The organism is Celeribacter sp. (genome assembly GCF_048270365.1).
GTDB lineage: Bacteria > Pseudomonadota > Alphaproteobacteria > Rhodobacterales > Rhodobacteraceae > Celeribacter.
Genome location: NZ_JBLWTA010000006.1, coordinates 148,463 through 172,992, shown reverse-complemented (window position 1 = coordinate 172,992; position 24,530 = coordinate 148,463). Strand labels below are relative to the sequence as shown.

At 61.0% G+C, this 24,530-nt stretch carries 23 protein-coding genes and 1 tRNA gene; 9 read left to right on the top strand and 15 right to left on the bottom strand.

Annotated features, from left to right (window positions below; genetic code table 11):
• Positions 1–3 precede the first annotated feature (3 nt).
• Positions 4–1,935, bottom strand: a complete 1,932-nt coding sequence (locus tag ACN0X0_RS10375) for an FUSC family protein (RefSeq protein ID WP_417279102.1) — start codon at positions 1,933–1,935, stop codon at positions 4–6.
• Positions 1,932–2,417, bottom strand: coding sequence for a MarR family winged helix-turn-helix transcriptional regulator (locus ACN0X0_RS10370; protein ID WP_417279101.1), 486 nt, complete (start codon positions 2,415–2,417; stop codon positions 1,932–1,934). Before ACN0X0_RS10370 ends, ACN0X0_RS10375 begins: the two co-directional genes overlap by 4 nt.
• Before the next feature lie 129 nt (positions 2,418–2,546).
• Here ACN0X0_RS10370 and ACN0X0_RS10365 point away from each other — a divergent pair, with 129 nt between their 5' ends.
• The gene (locus ACN0X0_RS10365; protein WP_417279100.1) at positions 2,547–3,485 is read left to right on the top strand and encodes a DMT family transporter; all 939 of its coding nucleotides are present in this window, start codon (positions 2,547–2,549) and stop codon (positions 3,483–3,485) included.
• 17 nt (positions 3,486–3,502) lie between these two features.
• Here ACN0X0_RS10365 and ACN0X0_RS10360 read toward each other — a convergent pair whose 3' ends face one another.
• A complete protein-coding gene (locus ACN0X0_RS10360) occupies positions 3,503–6,295 on the bottom strand; it encodes a Hint domain-containing protein (protein WP_417279099.1) in 2,793 nt (930 codons plus the stop codon).
• A gap of 595 nt (positions 6,296–6,890) precedes the next feature.
• Between ACN0X0_RS10360 and ACN0X0_RS10355 the strand changes: the two genes are divergently transcribed.
• Entirely contained in the window at positions 6,891–9,794 is a 2,904-nt protein-coding gene (locus tag ACN0X0_RS10355; RefSeq protein WP_417279098.1) for a Hint domain-containing protein, read from the top strand.
• On the opposite strand, the gene ACN0X0_RS10350 is transcribed toward ACN0X0_RS10355, so the two are convergent.
• The 7 genes from ACN0X0_RS10350 to ACN0X0_RS10320 form a co-directional block, all read right to left on the bottom strand.
• Positions 9,680–10,618, bottom strand: a complete 939-nt coding sequence (locus ACN0X0_RS10350; RefSeq protein WP_417279097.1) for an AEC family transporter — start codon at positions 10,616–10,618, stop codon at positions 9,680–9,682. The genes ACN0X0_RS10355 and ACN0X0_RS10350 overlap by 115 nt on opposite strands.
• 1 nt (position 10,619) lies before the next feature.
• Positions 10,620–11,420 (bottom strand): MBL fold metallo-hydrolase, encoded by an 801-nt coding sequence (locus ACN0X0_RS10345; RefSeq protein ID WP_417279096.1) that lies wholly within the window; start codon positions 11,418–11,420, stop codon positions 10,620–10,622.
• Complete coding sequence (locus tag ACN0X0_RS10340; protein ID WP_417279095.1) at positions 11,417–12,208, bottom strand: TatD family hydrolase; 792 nt, start codon at positions 12,206–12,208, stop codon at positions 11,417–11,419. Before ACN0X0_RS10340 ends, ACN0X0_RS10345 begins: the two co-directional genes overlap by 4 nt.
• A gap of 31 nt (positions 12,209–12,239) precedes the next feature.
• Positions 12,240–13,382 carry a DNA polymerase III subunit delta' gene (locus ACN0X0_RS10335; protein WP_417279094.1) on the bottom strand — a complete coding sequence of 381 codons (1,143 nt, stop codon included), beginning with the start codon at positions 13,380–13,382 and terminating at the stop codon, positions 12,240–12,242.
• A complete protein-coding gene (gene tmk, locus ACN0X0_RS10330; RefSeq protein ID WP_417279093.1) occupies positions 13,379–13,990 on the bottom strand; it encodes a dTMP kinase in 612 nt (203 codons plus the stop codon). Before tmk ends, ACN0X0_RS10335 begins: the two co-directional genes overlap by 4 nt.
• Before the next feature lie 25 nt (positions 13,991–14,015).
• The gene (locus ACN0X0_RS10325; RefSeq protein WP_417261634.1) at positions 14,016–15,185 is read right to left on the bottom strand and encodes a D-alanyl-D-alanine carboxypeptidase family protein; all 1,170 of its coding nucleotides are present in this window, start codon (positions 15,183–15,185) and stop codon (positions 14,016–14,018) included.
• A 75-nt stretch (positions 15,186–15,260) separates the two neighbouring features.
• The gene (locus ACN0X0_RS10320) at positions 15,261–16,133 is read right to left on the bottom strand and encodes an SPOR domain-containing protein (RefSeq protein ID WP_417279092.1); all 873 of its coding nucleotides are present in this window, start codon (positions 16,131–16,133) and stop codon (positions 15,261–15,263) included.
• A 315-nt stretch (positions 16,134–16,448) separates the two neighbouring features.
• On the opposite strand from ACN0X0_RS10320, the gene ACN0X0_RS10315 reads away from it, so the two are divergent.
• Positions 16,449–16,538, top strand: a tRNA-Ser gene (locus ACN0X0_RS10315).
• A gap of 160 nt (positions 16,539–16,698) precedes the next feature.
• On the opposite strand, the gene ACN0X0_RS10310 is transcribed toward ACN0X0_RS10315, so the two are convergent.
• Positions 16,699–17,055: a phage holin family protein gene (locus ACN0X0_RS10310; protein WP_417279091.1), complete on the bottom strand. Its 357-nt coding sequence runs from the start codon at positions 17,053–17,055 to the stop codon at positions 16,699–16,701.
• 13 nt (positions 17,056–17,068) lie between these two features.
• Complete coding sequence (locus ACN0X0_RS10305) at positions 17,069–17,398, bottom strand: DUF883 family protein (protein WP_417261707.1); 330 nt, start codon at positions 17,396–17,398, stop codon at positions 17,069–17,071.
• 157 nt (positions 17,399–17,555) lie between these two features.
• On the opposite strand from ACN0X0_RS10305, the gene ACN0X0_RS10300 reads away from it, so the two are divergent.
• Both ACN0X0_RS10300 and ACN0X0_RS10295 read left to right on the top strand, forming a co-directional pair.
• On the top strand, positions 17,556–17,729 hold the full coding sequence (locus tag ACN0X0_RS10300; protein ID WP_226550082.1) for a DUF1328 domain-containing protein: 174 nt from the start codon (positions 17,556–17,558) through the stop codon (positions 17,727–17,729).
• Between the two features lie 54 nt (positions 17,730–17,783).
• Positions 17,784–18,281 carry a Dps family protein gene (locus ACN0X0_RS10295; RefSeq protein WP_417279090.1) on the top strand — a complete coding sequence of 166 codons (498 nt, stop codon included), beginning with the start codon at positions 17,784–17,786 and terminating at the stop codon, positions 18,279–18,281.
• A gap of 73 nt (positions 18,282–18,354) precedes the next feature.
• On the opposite strand, the gene ACN0X0_RS10290 is transcribed toward ACN0X0_RS10295, so the two are convergent.
• A complete protein-coding gene (locus ACN0X0_RS10290; protein ID WP_226550087.1) occupies positions 18,355–19,167 on the bottom strand; it encodes a response regulator in 813 nt (270 codons plus the stop codon).
• Positions 19,168–19,297: 130 nt separating this feature from the next.
• On the opposite strand from ACN0X0_RS10290, the gene ACN0X0_RS10285 reads away from it, so the two are divergent.
• From ACN0X0_RS10285 to ACN0X0_RS10275, 3 genes are read left to right on the top strand one after another with little or no spacing between them, the layout of a single operon-like run.
• Positions 19,298–19,450, top strand: a complete 153-nt coding sequence (locus ACN0X0_RS10285; protein ID WP_417261710.1) for a NepR family anti-sigma factor — start codon at positions 19,298–19,300, stop codon at positions 19,448–19,450.
• Positions 19,440–20,036 carry an RNA polymerase sigma factor gene (locus tag ACN0X0_RS10280; RefSeq protein ID WP_417261711.1) on the top strand — a complete coding sequence of 199 codons (597 nt, stop codon included), beginning with the start codon at positions 19,440–19,442 and terminating at the stop codon, positions 20,034–20,036. The genes ACN0X0_RS10285 and ACN0X0_RS10280 overlap by 11 nt, the downstream gene beginning before the upstream one ends.
• Complete coding sequence (locus ACN0X0_RS10275; protein WP_417279089.1) at positions 20,033–21,784, top strand: histidine kinase dimerization/phosphoacceptor domain -containing protein; 1,752 nt, start codon at positions 20,033–20,035, stop codon at positions 21,782–21,784. The genes ACN0X0_RS10280 and ACN0X0_RS10275 overlap by 4 nt, the downstream gene beginning before the upstream one ends.
• A 32-nt stretch (positions 21,785–21,816) precedes the next feature.
• On the opposite strand, the gene ACN0X0_RS10270 is transcribed toward ACN0X0_RS10275, so the two are convergent.
• The gene (locus ACN0X0_RS10270; RefSeq protein ID WP_417279088.1) at positions 21,817–22,860 is read right to left on the bottom strand and encodes an AI-2E family transporter; all 1,044 of its coding nucleotides are present in this window, start codon (positions 22,858–22,860) and stop codon (positions 21,817–21,819) included.
• Between the two features lie 165 nt (positions 22,861–23,025).
• Between ACN0X0_RS10270 and ACN0X0_RS10265 the strand changes: the two genes are divergently transcribed.
• Positions 23,026–23,805: a FadR/GntR family transcriptional regulator gene (locus ACN0X0_RS10265; RefSeq protein ID WP_417279087.1), complete on the top strand. Its 780-nt coding sequence runs from the start codon at positions 23,026–23,028 to the stop codon at positions 23,803–23,805.
• A gap of 2 nt (positions 23,806–23,807) precedes the next feature.
• Here ACN0X0_RS10265 and ACN0X0_RS10260 read toward each other — a convergent pair whose 3' ends face one another.
• Positions 23,808–24,479 carry a DUF1028 domain-containing protein gene (locus ACN0X0_RS10260; RefSeq protein WP_417279086.1) on the bottom strand — a complete coding sequence of 224 codons (672 nt, stop codon included), beginning with the start codon at positions 24,477–24,479 and terminating at the stop codon, positions 23,808–23,810.
• Positions 24,480–24,530 lie beyond the last annotated feature (51 nt).

Genomic DNA, 24,530 nt, shown 5'->3' with positions numbered 1-24,530 from the left:
CTCTTAGTCCAACGTGGTGAGCAGGGGCGTCAACGTGTCGATCCCGCTCACTGCCTCGCGCAATAGCGCGGCTTCGGGGCCGGTGTGTCGGGCCTGAAGCTTTACGAGCGTCGCGCGCGTCCGGGCCGGGTCTTCACGCAGATAGGCCAGGCGCATCAAGGCGGCCCGTGCGGCGCGACGATCGGAGTCGGAAATCGCCATTTCATGCGCTGCCATCCGGGGCTCCTCTTGATGTTCGGCCTCCCGATGGCACCACATCGCCGCATGACCAAGGTTCAACAGTGCCAAAGCGGCATCTTGCGCCTCGGTTTGCGCCCGCGCGGCGCGCTCGGAAAGGCGCACCAGACGCAGGGTCCGGTGATAGAGCCGCGCCTGCCAATGGCTGCGGGTTTGCAGCGCCTTCGGATCGGCGGCCAGATCGCTCAGATCATGTAGCATCGCGGTCATCAACGTGTCGAGACGGCGTTTCAGATTGGCGGGATAGATGGTCAGATAGGCCCCCATCGCGGCCACGGGGGCGGCGATCACGGCCAGACCGGCGGCGACGGAGGTCTCGAATGTGCCGGTCAGCGGCCAATGCGGCTGCGACATCAGCATCAGGACCATGTTGTAATCGAAACTCATCGCGACGGTTTTATGATGCGCCACGAACAGCGGCCCGATCAAAATGAGCGGCAGGGCGAAGAGGATCATCTGGGTCTCCGTCTCCGCCATCGGCCAGACCAGCCAGCGCAGGATCAAGGCGCCGATCACGCCGGCGAGTTGGCCTTGGAACACGGATTTCATCATCTGCGCGGGGTTCTCGAAGGTCGAAAACAGCGAGATCATCACCGACAGGCCCAAAAGCATGAAGGCGCCCACCGACCAGCCGGTCACCAGCCACAAGACGCCAAAAAGCAAAAGCGCGCCAAAGGCCCGTAGCCCCGCCTCGCGCGCGCCGGTCCAGTCCCGGTGCAAAACGACCGAGAGCGGCGCGAATTTGGCGGAGGCGGCAACGGACCGGCGTTCATGCGGATCGGCATGCCAATTGGCCAGCGCCGCGCCGGTGGTGTCGAGTGTCTCGCGCAGACGCGGCGACAGGCCGGGCGTCTCGGCGGAGGCTTTGAGGTCCGCGAGGGTCTCGGCGATGTTCTCGTCTGCCAGCGCGAGACTGGCCGCGCTCAGATGGCGGCGAAAGCCTTCGGGCTGGCTATCGCCATGTTTCCAAAGCAAAAGCGGGGTGGCGGCGATCAACAGCGTACGGGTGGCGCGGATGCTCTGACGCGAGCGGATGGAGCCTGCGGCATGCGGGTCCAGCCCCTCTTCGATGGCCGCGAGATCGGACAAAAGCTGGCGGCGACGCGTGTGCGACGGCGTGGCGGCGGCGGCCTCCGCGATCATATCGGTCAAAAGCGCGCGCACCTTTTGGCGCAGCTCGCCGGTGGCGGCCTTGGGCGCAAAGAGCGAGCCGATGAGGGTGGCGACGACGATGCCGGTCATGACAGTCGCCAGACGGTCGGCGCCGAGGCCCAGCACCTGATCCGGGTGAGCGGCGTCCAAAAGCGAGACCATGGCAGCGGTGTAACCGGCTAAAACTGTGCCATAGGCAACAAACCCACGCTGAAGATTGCCGATATAGGTACAGGCGCCGACCCAAAGCGCGAGGCCAATGACCAGAAGAGAGGGGTGAAGCTGCATCGACAGCACCAAAAGCACGCCCACGATCGTGCCGCTGATCGACCCCAGCCCCCGAAACAGGCTTTTCTCCCAAAGCTGGCCACGGGTCGGCTGCGAGGCGGCCCAGACCGTCATGGCGGACCATTGCGGATGCTCCAGCCCGATGAGCCAAGCGAGCACAAAGGCGATACAGGCCGCAATCGCGGTGCGGGCAGCAAAGCGCAGACGGGTGATGTCAAATCCATGGTTTGAAAGCCAGGAGAGGAGAGGGGCCATCATGTGTCTGCCTTCGTCGTCTGGGTGAGGGCGCGCTCGACCGTGATGTTGATCTTATCCATGGCACGGATCAGCGCGGCGACCTCTGTGTCGCTGAGATCGGTCAAAAGCGTGGCCTCGACGGCGTTCAAATGCGTCTTGATCCGGGCGACATCGGCGTGGCCTTCGGGCGTCAGATACAACAGCCGCGCGCGGCGGTCTTTAGGATCGACCCGGCGTTCGATCAGCCCGCGCTCGGAGAGAATGTCCAACAGACGCACGAGGCTTGAGGTGTCGAGCGCCAGTTGATCCGCCAGTTCTGTCTGGCTGATCCCGTCGCCCGCATCGAGATGCACCAAGGGCGCCCAGGTGGCATCGGTCAGCCCGGCCTCGGCCAGCTCGGCATGGATCACCTTGCGCCAGCGCCGCGACAGCGTGACGAATTGAAACCCGAAGAGGGTTTTGGCGGGGTCAGATTGGGGCAGGGTGGCGGGTGTCTGTGTCATAGATTGCATGTGCGTCAAAATGATTGGCATTGCAAACTATCTGCGTGCAAGTCGCCTGTGCATAGGATGCATGGCTCTTTTCGGGCGCGCCGGTTTCAAAGGCACCGGAAATCGCGTTACGCTGCGGTTATGTCCAAAAACTCTGACAGTCTCCCCCCTGACAATGTGCCGCTGGCCGTGGCGACGATTGTCGGGACCGTGTTTGCCCTGTCCTTGGGGGATGCCCTGATCAAGGCGCTTGGCGGCGCCGGTGGCATGGGGATTTGGCAGCTGTTTGCCCTGCGGTCCCTTCTGGCCTTTCCGGTTCTGCTGATCGGGGCTTGGAGCATGTTCGGGGCAAGCCGTTTGAGGCCGCGCGCGCTCCTCTGGATCGTGCTGCGCTCGCTGCTTTTGGTCGGCATGTGGATCGCCTATTACCTGTCGCTGCCGCTTTTGCCGCTGGCCGTTGCGGCGGCGGCTTATTACACCTTGCCGTTGTTCATCGTGGCCTTTGCTGCGCTCTTTGGCGGCGAAACGGTCGGGCGCCTGCAATGGGGCGGTGTCGCTTTGGGGTTTTTGGGCATCTTGTTGGTGCTCAGACCCGGAGGAGAGGCGTTTTCGTGGGCGGCGCTTTTGCCCATTCTCTCAGCGGTGCTTTACGCCGTGGCCATGATCTTGACGCGCACCAAATGCCGCTTTGAACACCCGGCGATCTTGGCTTTGGGTTTGAATGCCGCGTTCATTCTGGTGGGCGGCGCGGGGCTTTGGATCGGAAGCGGCATGACAGAGGAGATCCCCGGGTTTCTGACGCCGAAGTGGCAGGAGATGACCGGGACGCAATGGCGCAATCTGGTGCTTTTGGCCGGGCTTCTCCTTGTGGCTTCGGTGGGGACGGCGGTGGCCTATCAGGCGGCTTCGGCCTCGACCGTCGGCACTTTTGATTTTGCCTATGTCGGATTTGCAGTGATCTGGGGTGTGGTGATTTTCGACGAACGGCCGCAGGGGGCGGCCTTGGCTGGCATCGCGCTGATTGTCGTTGCGGGGGTCTTGGCCGTGCAAAGGCCAAAACCCAATTTGTCGTCACGCTAGACGCAGAGGAGGCCGGATTACGCCACCAAAAGCCCCGCCTCATGCGATTTGAGGCATTTGCGGGCGGTGTCGCCGTGATGCGTCGGCATGGAGCGCAGCTCCGGGAAGAGCGCAAACAATTCCTCGCGCGCCGGGTCCGTGACGCCGGTGAGCGAGTAATCCGAGACGTGGAAGCTTTCCGAGGCGGCTCCTTCGGCAAAGATCACCTCGTGGCGGTCGAACATCAGGTGGTAATAGGTCACCATGCCGCCCGGAAGTCCACTTTGAGCTTCGCGGATCGTCGTGCCGTTGATCAGGTGCTTGGCGGCGGCGAAGACCTCGGAAGTGCCGAACAGCATTTCCGAACGCCAGCCGTTCAACAGCATGCGGTGCTGTGGCGAAACGATCAGATCGCGGTCGTTGTTCAGGGCGCCCGCCTTGATCTCGATGGGCGCGAACCGACCCATGGCGGGCACCTCGCGCGCGCCGACCCAGCGCAGCGGTTGCACGCCGTTGTCCATGGTCAGCACCAGATCGCCGGGCTTCAGGTCCTCAACCGCACGGGCACCGTAGGGGGTCGCGATCCTTGTGCCCTTGCCGAAACAAATCACCGTTTCGATGTTGGTAAAGGTGATGACCGTGCCGTCGGCCAGCGTCAGAGATCCGCTTTCCGGGTCGTTTTCGTCATAGGCGATCGGTTTTGTCGACCAGTCGATGTCGAGGCCGGAGAGATCGAGCACATCGTTGTCGCCATCGCCCGGGTCCTCGGAGCCGTTGATGGTGATCGCATTGCCGTCCAGCAGGGCCGGGTCGATGATGATCGTATCATTGCCGGTGCCGGCGTAGATCGTGTCGCCGCCGCCCGCGTAGATCGTGTCGTTGCCCGCACCACCGTCGACGATGTCCGCCCCTTCGCCGCCGAAGATGGTGTCATCGCCTTCCTCGCCGAAGAGAATGTCGTCGCCGGTGCCGCCCAGAATGGTGTCGTCCCCTGCGCCGCCGTAGATCGTGTCGTTGCCCGCACCACCATCGAGGTAGTCGTCGAAATCGTTGACATTGGCGAGGTCGATATCGTCGATCAGGTCGTCGCCGTCGCCACCATAGACCGTGTCGCCTTCACCGGTTTCCGCGTTGCCCGAGCCGTAGAAAATCGTGTCGTTGCCGTCGCCGCCATCGATGGTGTCGGCGCCGGAGCCGCCTTCGATGTAGTCATCGCCCGCGCCGCCGTAGATTTCGTCGTCGCCCTCTTCGCCGTAAAGCTCGTCATCGCCGCCCGCGCCATCGAGGTAATCGTTGCCCGCGCCGCCGTAGAAAATGTTGGTAAAGGAATTTTCGCCATCGGTGCTTTCCCCGTCGAAGCCGATGAGCGTGTCGTCGTAATCCGACCCGATGAGGCCGTCGATGCCCGAACCGCTGTCGCCCTCGGCGTCGCCACCCGAGTATGTGCCAGTGCCGAGATCGACATTGACGCCTTCGGAGCTGTTGGAATAGTCGATCGTGTCCTGACCTGCGCCACCATCCATGTAGTCGGAGCCTTCGCCCCCGATGAAAGTGTCATCGCCGGCTTCGCCATACATCGTATCATTGCCGACGCCGCCTTCGATGATGTCATCGCCTGCGCCACCATAGATCACATCGTCGCCGAGGCCTGCGTCGATGGTGTCATCGCCGTCGCCCGCCTCAATGGTGTCATCGTATTCGGTCTGGATCACATCGAAGTTGACGTCGGAGATATGGATCGCCTGTTGCTGCGTGCCATTGTTGCCGTAGTCGATGGTGATGCTGGAGACGGGGCCGGGGATGGTCACGAGGATCGCGCCGGAGGCATCGTCGGGGTTGACGAAATTCGCATCCGCCGTGCCGGTCGCTGTGTCGCCAGAGACGCTGACCTCGCCCTCGGGCGTGATGGTCAAGGTGACGGTGTTGCCCTCGGCATCCACGGCTGTGATCGTGACCGTGTCAACGAAGGTATATGTGTCCAGGTCGGAAATACGGAAGGTAACGTTTTCCACCTCGCCCAGAACATCGCTTTGGGTCGAGGAGAAATCGAGCGTGACCGACGAGGTGTCTCCACTGTTGCCGGAGCCCCAGAGGCGCAGCGAGCTGTTGTCGGAGAAATCCCCGTTCTCCGTGTAGATGGTCTCGTTGGAAATGGTGCCGGTGTTGTTGCCGTTGGTTTCCGTATAGCCGATGTCGACCTGTACACCATTGATGACGGTGGACATGCCGCCCTCGATCGAGGAGTTGTCGGCGGCCAGATCGTCCCAGCTCAGCGTGCTCTCTAAGGTGGTGGTTCCATCGACCATTTCGCCATGCGGGTCGCCGGTGTAATTCGTGTCAATCGTGTCGTTGCCGTCCGTGCCGCTGACGACCCCGTCGGGCAACTCGGCGGTCGAGATGTAATCCGCATAGCTGAAACTCGGCGCCGTGCCGTTCGACGAGCCGGGATTGGAGTTGTAGTTAACGATCTGATATTGATGCCCGTCGATCAGCGGTTGTTCGGAGACGGTATAATTGCCGCGCGCGTCGCCGTCTTCGACCTCGAATTGGATGACCTGAAAGGTTTCGCCGGTGTTCAGATCCGTGACGGTCCAGACCAGTTCCGCATCGACATCCGCATTTGTCGAAGAATTGCCGCCGATGCTGACATTCGCCGTGGCGGTTTCGCCATAGCTCCCGCCTGCGTTGTCGTCTGTCAAAACAGCGTTGTTGTCTGTGACAGCTGCCGTGCCCGTAGGGCCGCCTCCGGAATAAGTAAAGCGGGATCCCGTCGTCGTGCTGAACACGCCGCTCGGGTTGAAATTATACACTTCCAGTTCATAAACGGGCATCGGATCACTCGTCTCAACTTGCTGGCCCGGTTGCCGCAAGGATCGTTTCACCTGCGTCCGGGCGTCTTGGTTAATGATGGCTTGAAAAACCGGATGCCGTTTCTTTGTGGCATAAATAGGGCAAGCTCGGGTCAAACCTATGAAAACACTCGGAGACCATGAGAATTGTTTCTTATCAAGAAGCAATGGACCGGGTGAGTTTCCAGACCGCTGTCTAGATCATTTTGGGGCCACTTTGCAAGTCACACATTGAGCTATCGTGGTGGTTCCGGCGTGTTTTTGAGGGCTTTTCGCCCCTGATTTTCGCCTCTGATTTTCGCTTCTGACTTTCTGTGCGAATTTGCCTCAAATGCGAGGTAAAAACGGTTTCCTCTTCAGGGAATGTAAGGGGTGCAGGGGTAAGATGCTCAAGACCTTTGAGGTTCGATACCCGGTGCAGGGCCGTGCAACAGGTGGCTCTGTCGCGTCCGCAGGTTTCGAAGCCAAGGGACAAATCAGGACGCTTGCGTCCGAATGGGTGATTTGCGGGTGGCCGTGATCGGTGGCCGTGATTGGTGACCGTGATTGGTGACCGTGAATATTTGGGACTGTTTCTATGCCGACGAACATGCTTCAAGGCTATAATATTTATGATTTTTCGACCTCGACAGGGTCGATCTATGTCGGCCCCGGCGATACGATTGCGCTCAATCCGGGATGGGATCCTTCCGTCAATTCTCTGTCTATCGCAGTCACCGATGACGATGCGGTCTTCGATGGCGACGAGTATGCCGATGAGACGGGCGATGATAGCTCGCAATCCGCCGTCATTCAGAACGCTTCAGGCACCACCCAGGCCTCCGGTCAGGCCTATCTGGACGAGCGCATCACACTCTCGGATGGCGAGGGCAACGTCATTCATGTCTACACGGTGGAAATCAACGGCACGCTTCAGGGGGTGATTTCAGACCCTGCGCTGGTGCCCGGCGTCACCTATACGGTCATCTCGATTGACAACGTCGATGCCGCCTCAGGCACCGCGCCGGCCTATGCCGATATCGCCACCTCGCACTATGACCCGGATCAGGGCGTCTATTACGATGGCGGCGCCAATGACGACAAGTTGACCACTGGCGCGGGCGACGACACGATTGAGGCGGGCGCGGGCGCCGACTGGGTCGAGGCAGAAGACGGCAACGACACCATCTACTACGGCGAAGGCGGCGCCACGCAGGCCGATGGCGACACGGTCTATGGTGGCGCGGGCGACGACATGATCGACGACGTGTCGGGCAGCACCTACACCTATGACGACACGCTCTACGGCGAGGCAGGCAACGACACGATCTACGCCGGCGGTGGCGACGACGAAGTCTACGGCGGTGATGACAACGACACCATTTACGGTGAGGCGGGTGACGACGAACTTTACGGCGATGCGGGCGACGACACCATCTATGGCGGGGACGGCTATGACCTGATCTGGGGCGGCGAGGGCAACGACTGGCTCTACGGCGGCAATCAGGACGACGTGCTTTACGGTGGTGCGGGCATCGACGTGCTGTTTGGCGATGCGGGCGACGACACGCTTTTGGGCGAGGCCGGGGACGACCACCTCTACGGTGGCTCTGGCACGGATACGCTGTCGGGCGGCGCAGGTAACGATACGTTTTATGTCACTGAGGCAAGTGAGTACGACTATCTCTATGGGGATGACGACTGGGATACGGTCGACTTTACCTATGCGACCGGATCGACCGGCGTCACGCTCACCTTCTCCGGCGACAATGCCTTTGACTACACGCTCGATGGCACCACAGCCGCCGGATCGGGCAATACGATGGAGTATTTCACCCTTACCAATGAAAGCGATGTGGTCGATGCCTCGAACGACGCCACCGGGGCGACCTATGTCATGTGGGGCGGCGGCGACACTTTCACCGGCGGGTCCGGCAATGAAAGCGTCTTCGGCGGCGATGGCAATGACAACATCTCAACTGGCGCTGGCGGAGACTTTGTCGACGGCGGTGCGGGGGATGACACCATTGACGGCGGCGTGGGCGATGACTGGCTGTCGGGGGGCGCCGGCAATGATACGATCTATGGCGGCATCGGAGATGACACCATTGAAGGTGGCGCGGGCAATGACGTGCTCTGGGGCGAAAGCGGTCAGGACAGCTTTCTCTTCTCCGACAATTGGGGGGCGGATACGGTCTATGGCGGCGGGCTTGGCATTGATCTCGACACGCTCGATTTTTCCAATGTCACCGTAGATGTCACCGTCACCTTCTCCGGTTGGGAGGATGGCACGGCCACCGATGGCATCAACACCGTCGGGTTCGACAATATCGAGGCCATAACGGGCGGCGCCGGCGACGACACGATTGACGCCTCTGCCGATGGCTCGGGGCTCGCGCTCGATGGCGGCGCGGGGGCGGATGCGATCACGGCCGGGTCGGGCGATGATACGATCACCGGCGGGGCTGGTGACGATACCATCACGGGCGGCGCGGGCGATGATACGATCTTTCTCGCGGACGGTTTCGGCAATGACACGATCACCGACTTCGATCTCTCCGATGGTGACGCGGACGGGTTCACGGCGGACCAGATCGACGTATCCGGCCTGACGGATGCGGAGGGCAATCCGATCAACGCCTGGGATGTCACGGTCTCCGACGATGGCTTTGGCAACGCGGTTCTGAGCTTTCCGAATGGCGAAAGCCTGACGCTCATGGGTGTGGCGCCGACACAGGTCGATAACGCGCCGGAGATGTACGCCATGGGCATCCCGTGCTTTACCTCGGGCACGCGGATCATGACGCCCTCGGGCGAACGCCTGGTCGAGGAGCTGCACGCAGGTGATCTGGTCTCTACGGTAGAGGCCGGGCCGCAGCCGCTGTTGTGGCATGGCCAAAGGCGGCTGGGGGAGAACATCCTCAAGGAACGGCCCGAACTTTTGCCGGTGCTGATCCGCGACGGCACCTTTGGCAACCGGGGCGATCTTTTGGTTTCGCCGCAACATGGCATGGTGGTCCCCGATCCGCGCGCAGGCGCAGGTCGGGTTTTGGCGCGTGCCGTGCATCTTTCGCGTTTGGGCGAAGACCGTATCCGGCGCGCGAAAGACCTAAAACATGTGACCTATCACCACCTGCTGCTGCCGCGCCACGCGACGATCCTCGCCAATGGGGCACTGACGGAAAGCCTCTATCCGGGACGCTTTGCGCTCTCGGGCTTCGACCGTGCGGCAAAGGCCGAAGTGTTCGACCTTTTCCCTGCGCTCAAAGCCATTTTGCACGCGCCCGACGCGGCGGAGCGGCTCTACGGGCCAAGCGCTTTGCCCTATCTTCGCGGCTCTGAAACGCGTCGATTGTCTCTCTTGGGGCTGCTGACGGCTGACGGGGCCTACGGCAGGATCGCGAGCCAGCACCAGATGGTCAGAAACGAGCCTGCCGTGCCGATCAACACCGAAGACGCCGCCACGCGTTTCGCCACGCCATACATGTTGGCAAAGAGATAGGCATTGATCCCCGGCGCCATGGCCGCGGTGATCGTGGCCGAACGTAGGGACGGGGTCGGCAGGTCAAAGACAAAATGCCCAAGCCCGTAGGCAATCATCGGGTGCAAGACCAAGGAGGCGGCGACAGCCCAAAGGATGATCCGCATATCGCCCTCAGGCTTATAGCGCAAAAGCACGCCACCCAGACCGAACAGCGCCGCGGGAATGGCCGCGCGGGTCATGAGGCCAACCGCATCCCAAACCGGCGCGGGCAGGGGGATTTGCGTTAGATTGACCGTCCAACCCGCCGCGATGCCGAGGATCAGAGGGTTGCGCAACACAGACCGCGCGATCTGCCGCATCAGGCCAAAGCCCGAGAGGCCCAGCCCCCGCGTCCGGGCAATCTCCATCGCGGCAATGCCGATGCCGTAAAGCAGCGGCGAATGGATCGAGATGATCGCGAAATTCCCGGCCAAGGCCGCCTCGCCATAGGCGCGTTCGGTGATCGGGATTCCGAGCAAAAGCGAGTTGGAAAACAAGCCGATAAACCCGATCGCCACCGCATCCGTCAGGTCGCGTTTGAACAGGTAGCGCGCGCCGAGAAAACAAAACAGCCCACCCGACAAAGCGCCCGCATAAAAGGAAATCAGGATCGGAGGGTGGAAATTCTGGCCCAGATCCATCCGCGCGATGCCGGAAAAGAGCAACAGCGGCACGGCGAAATTCTGGGCGAATTTCATCACGCTGTCGATCAACTCATCGCTGACCCAATCGAACCTGCGCGCCAGATAACCGTATCCGATCACCAGAAAGACGGGGAGAATGACGGTGATCAGGTCCTGCATCTCAGAGGTCTCCTGTGATCTCGATCACCATCCCGTCATGCGCGGGGGTGACGTGATCCGGGGTCTCCTCATCCACGGTCGCGTAGTCGATGTCGATGTGCATATTGGTCAGCACGGCTTGGCGGGGTTGGGCACGCGCGATCCAGTCGAGCGCCAATTCAAGATGGGCATGAGAGGGGTGCGGTGTATACCGCAGCGCGTCGATCACGAAAGTGTCGAGCCCCTGCATCGCGTCCCATGTCGCCTCATGGATCGCCAACACATCGGGGATATAGGCCAGATCGCCAATGCGGAAACCCTTGGCCTCGATCTGCCCGTGATTGACCTGCAAAGGCGTCAAGGTCACCGGACCGCCGGGGCCATCAATGGTGACCGGCCCGCGAATGGCATTCAGGTCCAGAATAGGCGGGTAGTTCGAGCCCGCAGGCTGCACAAAGGCATAGCCGAACCGCGCGATCAGGTCGTTCTCCGTCTCGCTGTCGGCATAGACTTTGACGCGCTCGCGCATGTTGAACACGATCTGGCGCAGATCATCGAGGCCATGCATGTGATCCGCGTGGGCATGGGTGAAGACCACGCCATCAAGCCGCTCCACACCCGCGTTCAGCAATTGCTGGCGCATGTCCGGCCCGGTGTCGATCAGCACCGTCGTCGTCCCACCCGGTCCGTCACGCTCGATCAATGCCGAACAGCGCATCCGGCGGTTTTTCGGGTTCTCGGGGTCGCAGGCGCCCCAAAGGTTGCCGATCCGTGGCACGCCGCCGGAGGAGCCGCAGCCCAATATGGTGAAGCGCGCGCTCATAAAACGGCCTTTGTAAACAGACGCTCGAAATTCGCCTCTGTCAGCGCCGCGAACTCGGCATAGTCCATCTCGAAGGTCTCGGCGGCGCGCTGGGCGGTGTGGGCCGTATACGCCGGTTCGTTGCGACGCCCGCGATGCGGTGGCGGCGCGAGGTAGGGGCTGTCGGTCTCGACCAGGATACGATCTCGCGGCACAGTGCGGAAAATCTCACGCAGCTCCTCAGAGCGCGGAAAGGCCGTGATGCCCGACATCGAAATGTAAAAGCCCCAGTCCATCGCCGCCAGCGCGAACTCCTTCGAAGCAGTGAAGCAGTGCAGCACGCAAGGATAGGCGCCTTTGCGATATTCCTCGCCCAAAATCTCCATCGCGTCCGCATCGGCGTCACGGGCGTGGATGATCAGCGGCAATTGCGTTTCGCGCGCCGCCTCGATGTGAATGCGCAGGCTCTCTTTTTGAATGTCGGCGCTCTCGGCGGTGTAGTGATAATCGAGGCCGGTTTCGCCGATGCCGACGAATTTCGGATGTTCGGCCAGCGCGACAAGTTCGTCCACTGTCGCCAGAGGTTCCTCGGCCGCCGACATCGGATGCGTGCCCGCCGCCCAGAACACCGGATCGAAGCGCTCGGAAATGGCTTTGACCTGATCCACCTGCCGCAGGCGGGTGCAGATCGTCACCATGCGATGCACGCCAGCGTCCACGGCGCGGGCGACAACCTCCGGCAATTCCTCGGAAAAATCCGGGAAGTCGAGGTGGCAATGGCTGTCTGTGATGCGGGTGGGAAGGCTCATGCGGTCTGCTCGTTCTTCGGACCGCAGGACATCATCGGCTGATGCGGGAGGCGGTGTCGTTGATCTTGAATACCATATCAAGGATCAGAGCGGCAGGGTCAAGGTTCACCGCCCTTGCATGTTGTGCCCGTGCGGAAAGCTCTTGCTGCAACACCGCCCAATCGCGGGCGGCAAAGCTGTCGGGCGCCAGTCGGGTCAAAAGCGCGGCTTCTCCCGGCGCGGCCTCGACAATCGGCGGACGCCCGGCACCGGCGCGCGCGAGCCGGGTCAGAAACCGGTCGATGAGACCCAGCGTCAGGTCATAGCGGTCGATGTTGGCGGCGCCCACGCAGCCCTCGGCGAGTTTCAGCGCCCGCGCCCGATCCAGTCGGGGCAGGGTGGAGAACAATTCCACCAGATCGCGGTACACATCCAGCCCGCCCAAATTCGTCAACCTCAACGCCTCCCCCACAGAGCCGGCGGACAATTCCGCCAATGCGTCTGACTGCTCTGCGGCATCGAACCCTGCCGCGTCAAGGGCTTGGGCCAAATCGGTGGGCTGGAGCGGCCCGAGGCGCAGCTCGCGGCAGCGGCTTCGGATCGTTGGCAAAAGCCGCGAGGGCTGGTGCGAGATCAGCAGGAGAAACGCGTCTTTCGGCGGCTCTTCGAGGGTCTTGAGCAGGGCATTGGCGGCGGAGACATTCATCTCATCGGCGCTGTCGACAATGACGACGCGGCGCCCGCCATCGGCGGCCGACATGTGAAAGAAGGAGTTGAGCTTGCGCACCTCTTCGACGGTGATCACTGTGCCGTGGCGGGATTTCTTGGCGTCCCATTCGCGGCGAATGAGGCACAGACGCGGTTCGGCCAGTTGCGCGGAGCGGCGATAGACCGGGTGGTCGTGAACCAAGTCGAGGCTGTCCGTCGGGGGCGGGACATCGCCAAACAACCCGCCTTCATCCTCCACCGGCTGCGCCAGCAAAAAACGCGCGATGCGCCAGGCGAGCGTGGCCTTGCCCACCCCGCGCGGGCCGGTGATCAGCCAGGCGTGATGCATCCGGTGCGAATTGAAAGCGTCGAGGAAATTTTCCTCCGCATGCGTCTGACCGAAGAGCGTCGAAGTCTTGCGCGGATGCGGGGCGCCCGGCGCGCAATCGGCCTCCGGCGCCATCTCCATTTCGCCAAGACTGCTCATGAGGACAGTTGCCCCGCAACGAGGGACAGAACCTCTTTGGCCACGACCTCGATCTCGCGCCCGGCGTCGATCACGGTGAACCGGTCATGCGCCCGCGCCAGATCGAGAAAGGCCGCGCGGCATTTTTCCTGAAAACCCTGCCCGAAATCTTCGAACCGCTCCTCGGAGGTCTGCCGCCCCTTGGCGCGCGCCAGCCCGATCGCCGGGTCCATGTCGAACAGCAGCGTCAGGTCCGGCTCGATCCCGATCATCTCATTATGAAGCCGGTTCACCTTGTCCTGCAAATCACCGCGCGTGACGCCCTGAAACACCCGCGTGCTGTCGGCAAAACGGTCACAGATGACGACTTTGCCAGCGGCGAGGGCGGGGCGGATGGTTTTTTCCAGATGATCACGACGGGCGGCGGTGAAAAGCAATATCTCGGTTTCCGCCGACCAGCGGTCCGGGTCGCCTTCGAGCACGAGGGAGCGGATTTCCTCCGCCCCCGGAGAGCCGCCCGGTTCGCGGGTGTGCACAACCTCATGACCCAAAGCCAGAAGACCCTCGGCCAAAAGCCGTGCTTGTGTCGATTTGCCGGACCCGTCGATGCCCTCGAAGCTGATGAACATGGCGCTCCCGTGTTCTCGCAGTTGGTTATTCGGCTACGGCCAGACCCGTTTGCCCTTCCAACTTGTCCTTAAGCACCATGAAGGCCGTGCGCAACCTCGGAGCCAATCCGCCGCGCGCAATCGAGCGGTCCGCGACCAAAGGGATACGCGCTTCGGGCAGGTCTTCGCGCGGGATCACCAGCTCGGCCAGCGTGTCGCCCTGGGTGATCGGGGCCTCAAAAGGGCCGGTGTAGATCACCTCACCCGAGAGTTTTTCCAACTGGCTGCCGGGCAGCAGGACGGAAATATCCTCGGCGGCGACAAGTCCCACCTCGGTCTGATCGCCCATCCAGACATTGGCACGGGCAAATTCATGGCCTTTTTCGGCGACGGATTTTTCGGCGAACTGGCGGAAGGCCCAGTTGACGATGCGTTCGCTTTCCTGCGCGCGGTCGGCCTCGGTCGCAAGACCGGAGAGCACAAATACCACCCGACGCGTGCCCTGCGTGGCGGAACCAACGAGACCATAGCCCGCCTCTTCGGTGTGGCCGGTTTTGAGACCATCGGCGCCAATGCCGAGTTTCAACAAGGGGTTGCGATTGTGACGGTTCTGCGGCGCCCGGTTGTCGTAGGGAAACTCATGCTGGCCGAAATAGCCGTAATACTCCGGGAATTCGGTGATGAAACGGATTGCCAATTTGCCCAGATCCTCGACCGACATGCGTTGGTTGGGGTTGGGCCAGCCGGAGGCATTGGCGAAGGTCGAATTTTCCAGACCCAAAACCCGCGCACGGTCGTTCATCAGACGCGCGAAATTGTCCTCGGTGCCCGCCAGCCCTTCGGCGACGACGACACAGGCGTCATTGCCGGACAGGACGATGATGCCCTGAATGAGTTCTTCGACGGACGGACGGTCGGTCTCGTTGAGGAACATGGTCGAACCGCCCATGTTTTTCGCCCGCGTCGAGACCGAAAACCGCGTGTCGAGCGTCACACGCCCATCGCGCAGCGCCTCGAACAGCATGTTGAGCGTCATCAGTTTCGACATGGAGGCGGGCGGCAGAGGTGTCTGAGCCTCTTTGTTCATCAAGACCGTTTCGGTCGTCAGGTCATAGACCCAAGCGGCGCGTGCGCGCGTTTCAAACGCGGCGGCGGGCAGGGTGAGGGTCAGGGTCAGAAAACCGGCTGTGAGGCTTTTGGCGATGAGGCGCAACATGGGGGCGGGGCGTCCTTTCGGGCGGGGCGTCTAGGGTGGTGGGGCAGGCCTCTCAGGCCCGCCCGGCTTTGTCTCTTAATGCGTTACGGCATAGGCGTCCGTGAAGCCCGCCTTTTTCACTTTTTCGAGAAGTGCCGCGCGTTCAGACGCGGTGGCGGCGGGGCCGACGACGACACGCCAGAAGTCTTTGCCGTTCGAACTGCCGGATTTTGTCGTCGCAACGATGCCTTGCGAGCCCAACATATCGACCGTGCGTTTGGCATTGGCCTCAATCGAGAAAATCCCGATCTGCAAATAGGCTTTCGAAAGACCAGAGGACGCGGGTTTCGGCGCCGCCGGTTTTGGGGCGCTCGCTGCCGGTGCCGTTGTCGGGGGGGCTGGCGGGGTGGCTGGTTTCACCGCAGGCGCATCGAGTGTGTCGAGCGTGGCCGCCGCATCGGCGATCGGATCGTCGAGCGAGGTCGCCGCGATGGTTTCCGTTTCTGCGAGGGTCTCGACGGTTTCCGGCGCTTGCGCGACTTCTTCGCGTCTGAGCGCGGTGATGTTCAACTCGGCCGGAGAGCCTGCCAGCATGCCAAGGGCTTCGGCAGCGTCAGAGGACACCTGAATGCCCGGCCCGGGCGAGGTGGCTTCGCGTTTGAACAACGCGCCGATGACGAATTTGCCGTTTTTCTCGTTGCGGATGATGACGCGCTCGGGATCGGTCACATCGGAATGCGCCACCCAGACACCGCCCAAAGACGGACGCCCGTCCCAAAGGCCCGTGTCCGTCACCTGAAACACATCCGGCGCCTCGACATCGCGTTCCACCAGTTTCGTGGAAGTCGAAGCCGCCTGCGCCCCTGCTGGCGCTTTCATCTTGTCGAAAAAGGATTGTCCGTCCTCGCACGCTGTCAGCGCGAGTGTGACCCCCACAAAGAGCGCAACGCGCGTCCCTTTACCCGTCATTCGCATGAGTATGCCCCTATATCACCCCTGATTTGCCCGGCATTTTTCTGTCGGGCTCAGGTTGCTCTGTCTGCTCATTTTATCTTTTGCCGTTTCGGGAGGAGAAAATCCCCTGTCGTCCCGAAAGGATTTGGCGACAGTCTAACGGTTCGCCCCCAAGCTGGAAAGCCCCGCATTGCGCAAGTGGCGGAAAATAGCACGGGGTGTGCGCGGGGGGTGCGCGAGGGCGTTGGGCAAAACAGGATGCATAAGATGGGTTTTAGAATCAAACCGAGGACGCTAATCCTGTCCGAACCCGCTCGGGGCATGCGCGTAGGAGGCTTGGCAGAGTGGTTGAATGCACCGGTCTTGAAAACCGACGGGCGTGAAAGCGTCCCCAGGGTTCGAATCCCTGAGCCTCCGCCAGCGTCTCTTTTGCAAGGCAGTAAGAGACCAACTACCACAGAGCCGACATGCCTGAGATGTTCTCTCGTCCTGCCAAATGGATTTTTGTGTCGCTTTGTGTTTGCAAGAATGGCGGGTTTGCAAGAGCGGCGCCAAAACTTGAGGACTGGGGTGTAAAGCCTTACTTTCGCAAGGCTTTACCGGCTTGAAGGCCTTCGGAAAAGGCGATGGCGATGCGGGCGAAGAGATCGTCTTCGGACGGATAGGCCGTTCGTCTGTAGGCCTCTTCCGCGCGCTGTTTTTCCAGCGTGGAGGCGCGCGTGCCTTGCGTGTTCAGCGCGATGATCACCAGTCCCACGCCGACATAGACCAGACCGATCACCAGCGCCGCAAACTGCGCATCACGCAGGGTGCTAAGCATGATCCAGGCGGCGACGGTCAAAAAACCAATGCCCACCGCCATGAGGATACCCCCCGCAGAAACCCAGGCCGCACGACATGCGCCCCGGGTCACCTGATGTTGCAATGCCGTCAGCATGAACAAACGCTCCTTACGAGCGGCGGCTGGCCAGAAGGCCGACCAGAAACCCAACACCTGCGGCGATGCCGACGGAGGCGGCGGGGTTTGCGCGGACGGTTTTCTCCGCACCGGCATAGGCGTCACGCGCCTGCTTGCGGGCGTAATCTGCGGTCTCGGCGCCTTTCTGTTTCGCGGCCTCAAAGCTCTCTTCGGCGGTGGCGCCGAGCTGTGCTTTCTGCGCGCGACCGTAATCGCCCATCACTTTGGTGAGCTCGGCGACATCCGCTTTCAGCGTTTCGATTTGAGCCGAGAGATCAGCAGAAGTCTGTTCGACGGCGCCATTGGTTTGAGCACGTGCCATGATCTTTCTCCTTTAGAATTTCAGTTGTCCCATCAACGCCTGAGCGCCGCGGAAGGTTCCGAAAAATATCTTTGGAACTTCGGGCCGGGCGGGGCCGTTATCCTCTCAGACCGCGCTTGATGAGCGCATGTATGAAATCGCTAATAAGGAGACTACCATGCTTGGTTGGGCACTAACTTTTCTTATCGTTGCGATTGTTGCCGGGGTTTTCGGTTTCGGTGGCATCGCGAGCGCTTCTGCCGGGATTGCGCAAATCCTGTTCTTCATCTTCATCGTCCTGTTTTTGCTGGCGATGGTCGCACGTGCTGTTCGGGGTAAGCCGCCGGTTTAACACCGGCGCATCCCCCAACATCACGCGAAGAATTTCATGAGAAAGGAGCACATTATGAAGGATGGTCTCGACACCACCCCCGAAGCCACCGAAGTCAACACAGGAGTTAAATCTCCGAAGGCTGTTGCGGACGGGCTTTCCCAAGTTTTGACAGACACTTACGCGCTTCTGTTGAAAACGCATATCTATCACTGGAACGTCGAAGGCCCGCTGTTCTACAGCGTCCACAATCTGACCGAAGAGCAATATGGCGCGCTGTTTGAGGCGACTGACGAGTTGGCCGAACGCATTCGTGCGTTGGGGCAACTGGCGCCCATGTCCATCGGCGACATTCTGGCGGGCACCAAGGTGCAGGATACGCCGAAATCGCCGAGCGCCACAGAGATGGTGGCCGATCTGGCGCAGGACCATGAACAGTTGGCCTCCCAGATGCACAAGTTGATCAAACTGGCGGAAGAGCACAATGACGACGTGACCGCCGATATGGCGACCGCGCGTGCAGCTTTTCACGAAAAGGCGGCCTGGATGCTTCGGGCGATTGCGAAGTCGTAATCGTTTGAAGATCGTAACGAAAAACGCCCCGTCGATCTCTCGGCGGGGCGTTTTGTTTGGCTTGATCTCAAGTTCAGGACACAAGCGTTTCCGTGCTGGCAAAGAACATCGCCTGCGACACGGCAGAGCGCACCTGATCTTCGCTATAGGGTTTGGTGATCACGAACGCCGGTTCCGGGCGGTCGCCGGTCAGAAGGCGCTCGGGGAAGGCGGTGATGAAGATCACCGGCACATCGCCCGAGGCGCGCAGAATGTCGTTCACCGCGTCGATGCCAGACGAGCCATCGGCCAGTTGGATGTCCGAGAGGATCAGATCCGGCTGGGTCTCTTTCGCCAGTTTCACCGCTTCGCTGGCGATGCTGGCAACACCGGTGATCTGGTGACCCATGTCGGCCACGATGCCTTGAAGATCGAGCGCGATGATCGCCTCGTCTTCGATCACCATGACACGGCCATTGATGCTTTCGGTCATTTCATTTTGGGCAACGTTCAACAGGTGCTCGACCTCATCGACATCGGTGCCCATGATTTCGGCCACCTCGTCGAGGGTGAATTCCTCGATGGTGTGAAGCAGCAAAGCCTCGCGGGTGTTGGGCGTCAGGCGACGCAAATGCGCCTGCGCACGCTTTGCGAGACCCGTCTCATCCTCGCCCGTCGGCGCGCCGGCGCTGGCCCAGATCAGGTGGAAAGCATGGAACAAAGCCACTTTCGGACTTTCGATCTCATCAAAGACGGAGCGGTCGCTCAAAAGCGCCTCAAGAGTCGTCGCCGCATATTTGTCCCCGGTCTGTTGATCCCCTGTCAACGCCCGCGCGTAACGACGCAGGTAGGGCAGAAGGCTGGCCACAATGAGGGACAGTTTCTTCTCTGTCGGAGCTGTCGACATATATTTTCGTCCTTTTTTTCGATTTCTCGGGAACCAAACGCCGCCGGAATGCGTTTGGTTCCCGAAAACGGTATAAAATTTTCAGAAAGCCCGCAGGATACGATCAGATGGGCCTGAGATGGGAAAGATAATGGCGCAACACAAACCAAAACATAATCTCGATGAGCAGATCGAGCTGAATTTGAAAAAAGTCTATCAGAAAACCCTCGACGAAGAGGTGCCTGACCGCTTCCTGGAGCTACTTGAACAGCTCAAGGAACAGGATGCGCGCAATGACCGGTAAATCCAGCTTGGCGCAGGAGGCGCCCCCGCTCGATCCGCGCGAAGAGATCGTCACGCATTTGCCTGCGATGCGGGCCTTTGCGCTCAGCCTCACGCGAAACCCGTCGCAGGCCGACGATCTGGTGCAGGACGCGGTGATCAAGGCGTGGAAAAATCTCGCCTCTTTTCAGGTTGGCACGAATATGCGGGCCTGGCTGTTCACCATTCTGCGCAACACGTTTTATTCCGATCGCCGCAAAAGCAAACGCGAGGTGCAGGACACGGATGGCGCCTTTGCCGCCACTTTGGCGAACAAACCCGACCATGACGGTCGTCTCGCCATGGCGGATTTCGAAGCGGCCTTTGTGCAGCTCAAATCCGAACAGCGCGAGGCTCTGATGCTCGTCGGCGCCATGGGCTTTTCCTATGAAGAGGCCGCCGAGACCTGTGAAGTGGCGGTGGGCACGATCAAGAGCCGGGTGAACCGCGCGCGTCAGGCCTTGAGCGCGCTGATGAACCTCGAAGAGGGCGAGCCCTTGGAGCTGACCGATCAACAGACATTGGCGGTGATGAGCACCAATATGCCGGGACGGGGGGACGCTGCGTGATCTGGCGCATGGTGCGTGCCCGCGTGGACGGGCTTGGCGTGCGTATTGCGGTTCTTCTGTCGATTGCGCTGTTTCCCATCGGCCTGATCGCCGTCTCCCTCACCCATCAATTCGCCAAAGCGGCGGATGAGCGCGCGCAGAGCAATCTGCTCGCGCTCACCGCGCAGGCGGCGGCGGGCGAGGAGGCCTTGATCCGCACGGGTTTTGGTACGGCGGAGGCTCTGGCCGCCGTCATGCCCTTTGTCGTCGCGGATGAAGACGCCTGTGACGGTGTGTTCTCGCAGTTCATTGAAAGCAATCCGTCGTTTTCCTTTGCAGGCTATATCAGCGCCGATGGGATTTTGGCCTGCGGCTCTGCGAATGCCGGGCAAGATTTCAAAAATCGCACCATTTACAAGAACATGATCGAGGCGCCTGAGCTCAGAAGCGATCTCGTTCTGGACGGTCAGGTCAGTCATCGCCAAGTGATCGTGCTCTCCGCGCCGGTCTTTGAGAATGGCGTCTTCGATGGCTATATCAGCGTCTCCCTGCCGCATGAAGACACCCGCATCAATCTCGAAAACGCGCCGGTCGACCGGCCTGTCGAACTGATCACCTTTAACGCAGAAGGCGAGGTGCTGAGTGCGTCTGGCGGGTTGGAAGACGTCGAAGCGCGCCTGCCGGAAGGTCGCCCTCTGGCCCATCTCACCGGGGAGTACCGCAGCTCTTTTTCGGGTGTGACCAATGATGGCGAGGAACGCGTCTTTGCCGTGGTGCCGATCCTCAAAGATCAGGTTTACGCCATCGGAAGCTGGCCGCGCGAGCGCCTCTCGGTGGCGCCGGGCTTTGCGATTGCGACACCGATGATCTTTCCCATCGCGATGTGGATCACCAGCCTCGGTGTGGCCTATTTCGCGGTTCACCGCCTCGCCATCAAACACATTCGCCATCTGAGCCGTGACATGCGCACCTTTGCGTCGATCCGACGCCACAATCCGCGCCGCAAGGACCCCGGACTGCCGCGCGAGCTGCGCGAAATCGAAGGGGCTTGGCATGATCTGGCGGAAACCGTGATCCGCGATGAGGCCGAACTTGAGGACACGATCCATGACAAATCGGTGCTCCTCAAGGAGGTGCATCATCGCGTCAAGAACAACCTGCAACTCATTGCTTCTATTGTGAATATGAAGGTTCGAAAGGCAAAGACGCCGGAGGCGCGCTTTGCCCTCAAAGAGGTGCAGGGCCGTGTGATGAGCATCGCCACCGTGCATCGCAGCCTCTATGAGACGACCACAGAGGGCCGGGTGCGCGCCGATCAACTGTTGCGCAGCACGGTCGGCAAGCTGGTCGATGCGGGCGTCGGCAATGAGATCAAACTGGAGAACACCCAGAGCTACGAGCCGATCACGCTTTACCCGGATCAGGCCGTGCCCTTGTCACTGTTGGCCACGGAGGCCACGACCAATGCTCTGAAATATGTGGGGCGGCCGAACGAGGGGCTGCCCTGTGTGGAGGTCAGCCTCACCCGTTTGGAACCTGAGATCGCCCGACTTTCCATTTCCAACAGCAAAGGTGCGCCGCTTTTGCCGCCGGAACAGATCAGTGGCACGGGGCTTGGCACAAGCCTGATTCAGGCTTTTGCACAGCAGCTCGGTGGTAAGCTCAAGGTCGAGGACGAAGAGGACCGCTACAGTGTCGTGATCGACTTCCCGATTGCCTCTTTCGATGAGGCCTCTGACGGTGGGTTCACGGAGGTGGAAGGCGACTGAAGGGTCGCCTTTCCCATTCTTTTCCGTAAGTTCTATTTCATGAGAAGGGGCGACTGGTTTTGTTTGGGCGGACCCAATCCGTCAAACACCGCCAGCCCCCAGACCAGGAGCGGAATGGCGATAAAGCCCCCCACCGGTCCCCAAAGCCAAAGCCAGAAACACAGCGACAGGAAGACCAGAAGCGGGTTCACCTGCATGTGGCGGCCCACGAGGGTCGGCGTGATGAACTGGCCCTCCAACATGTTGAGCGTGACAAATGTCGCGACAGGCGCCAGAGACATCGCCCCGTCAAAGGCGATGGTCCCGGCGACGACCAAGGACACGGCCACGGTCGCAGGGCCGATGTAGAGCAGGAAATTCATCACGGCGGCAATCGTCCCCCAAATCACCGGGCCGGGCAGGCCAAGCGCCCAAAAGGCGCCGGCGACGATGGCGCCGAAACAGGTGTTGATCAGGGTGATCGTCAGGAAATAGCGCGACACCTGCGCATCTGCATCGCGCAGACAGGCAGCGGAGGGGCCTTCGGGATGCAGTTTGGTGAGCCACTCATACATCTCGTCGCGCGACAAAAGGATAAAGAACATGGCGGCCGCGAAAAGCAGGATTTGCGCGATCAGCGAGGGCGCGGCGAACAAAGCGTCGCCCAGCGACGGCAAATTAACGGCGTCGCCTTCATCGCCGCCGCCATCGGGTGAGATCGTGTCCTGCACCTCTTTCGTCACATCGCTGATGCCACGAAACATGTCTTGCACCTGACTGATGGTCGCGCTCAATTCGTTTTTGATTTCAGGGATTTGCAAATAGGCGCGCTCGACCACGGGTTCCGCGATGAACACCAGAATGGCCAGAAGGCTCAGTACCGTGCCGAGGCTCAAAAGCGCACCGATTGCGGGTGGAAGGCCAAAGCGTTTCCAGAAGTTCGACAGCGGAGACAGCACCACCGCACAGACAAAGGCCAGGACAAAGGGCGCGAGCAGCGCCTGAGCCAGATTAAGTGCTATCACCCCGGCAATCAGCGCCAGGATCACCAAGGCCCAAGTCGCTGTCTCCGGGCGTCCCCGTTCGGTTTGCATCATGCTGTTCTCCTTATTCATGAAGGAACGCTCAAGTCTCTGTTCCGGTTCCGGGCGCGGGGCATTTGAACCGCCTCAAAAGACAGTTTTTTTGCTTTATGATCGTGTCGTCGGATCTATCATGATAAATGTCGGGACGCCCCAATTCGCCAGATCGAGACCTCGCAGATGACCACTCCCTCCGTGCCGCAAAATGGCACAGAAAACAGACCTCAGCCCCGTCGCTCGCGCCCTGTCAGGGTGGCCGAGGAGATCAAGGATTGGGTGGTCAAACGTGGTTTGCAGCCCGGCGATCGTCTGCCGGGCGAGGCGGAGCTGATCGCGCGTTTTGGCATGTCCAAGGGCACGATCCGCGAGGCCATGCGGTTGTTGCAGGCGCAGGGGCTCATCGAGACCAAAACGGGGCCGGGCGGTGGCAGTTTCGTGGGCGAAGTCTCCCGCGACCGGGCCAGCGCGCTCTTGGCGAATTACTTCTATTTCCGCGATGTGACGGTGGCCGACATCTATCAGGTCCGCATCGCTTTGGAGCCGGAGCTCGCCGCCAGTCTTGCCGGGCGTTTGAGCCCTGAGCAACTGGCTGAGCTCGAAGAGATCATGCAAGACTACGCTGGTCCTGCCGCCGATACAGAGGAAGAGCGCCGCCAACATGTATCTTCTTTGCGGTTTCACGCCCGCCTGTCGGATTTCGGCCAGAACGCGCTTTTGGGCTTTTTTATCGGCTTTATGGCCCAGATTTTGACCGATCTGACGGTCTATAAAAAGCTCTACGCCACGCCCAACGAAGACCTCTGGCGGCAGGGGCGTGATCACCAACTCGACCTCATTCGCGCGCTGAGAGACGGCGATGCGGAGGCCGCGCGGCGGATCATGAAAAGCCATATGGAGATGGCGAAAACCCGGATGGAGGCGCAGGAGGCCGAGGTGATGAAAGGCTTTATCGCCGAGTAGGGTTAGTCCGGGAAAGGAATGCCGCGCTCGCGGTCGTTCAGGGTCGGCACATAGGTCGTCCAGCGGGCGTAATCGCCGCTTGTGGCGCGGGCATAAAGTGCTGCGAGCGCCTCAAGCGGGGTTTCCGAATAATCGATGCGCAAACTCAGCGGCGGGCGATTCCGGCTGACCACCAAAAGGGCGGCGGAGAGCAATCCGCGACTGTCGCCGCCTGCGCGGGACGCGGCCGTGAGCGCCGCCATGAGACGTTGGGCGAGGGGGCCTTCGGTGGTTTCGAAACCGGTGAGACAGGCGTCCAGCACCGCCTCCGAGGACAAGAGATTTCCCGCGACAATCACATGCCGCCCCTGACGCGCGCCTGCGGTGGTGATGCTTTGGGCGCCGGTGAAAGAAGCCGTGCCGCCCATGAGATCAAGCGCGGACAATTGACGCTCATTGCGGCCCGTATCGGCCTGCGTCACAGTGCGCACAGCCTCTGCCGCCGTCTTGCCATTGCGCATCAGCGTGAGGACATCGGTGCCCCAGAACGTGCTGGGCAGGGAGCCTTGCGAGGCCGAAAGCCCCGATTCGGCGTCGCCCCGCAGCACCCAGCCACCGACGCAGAGGCTGCCCGTGGTGGCCGCCCCGCCATAAGCGCCCGTTTTTTCGTCAAAAGCCAGGATCGAGATTGTCATTCGGGTCTCCATGAAAAGGGAGGCTTGAATTTATCATGAAAATTTGGCCTC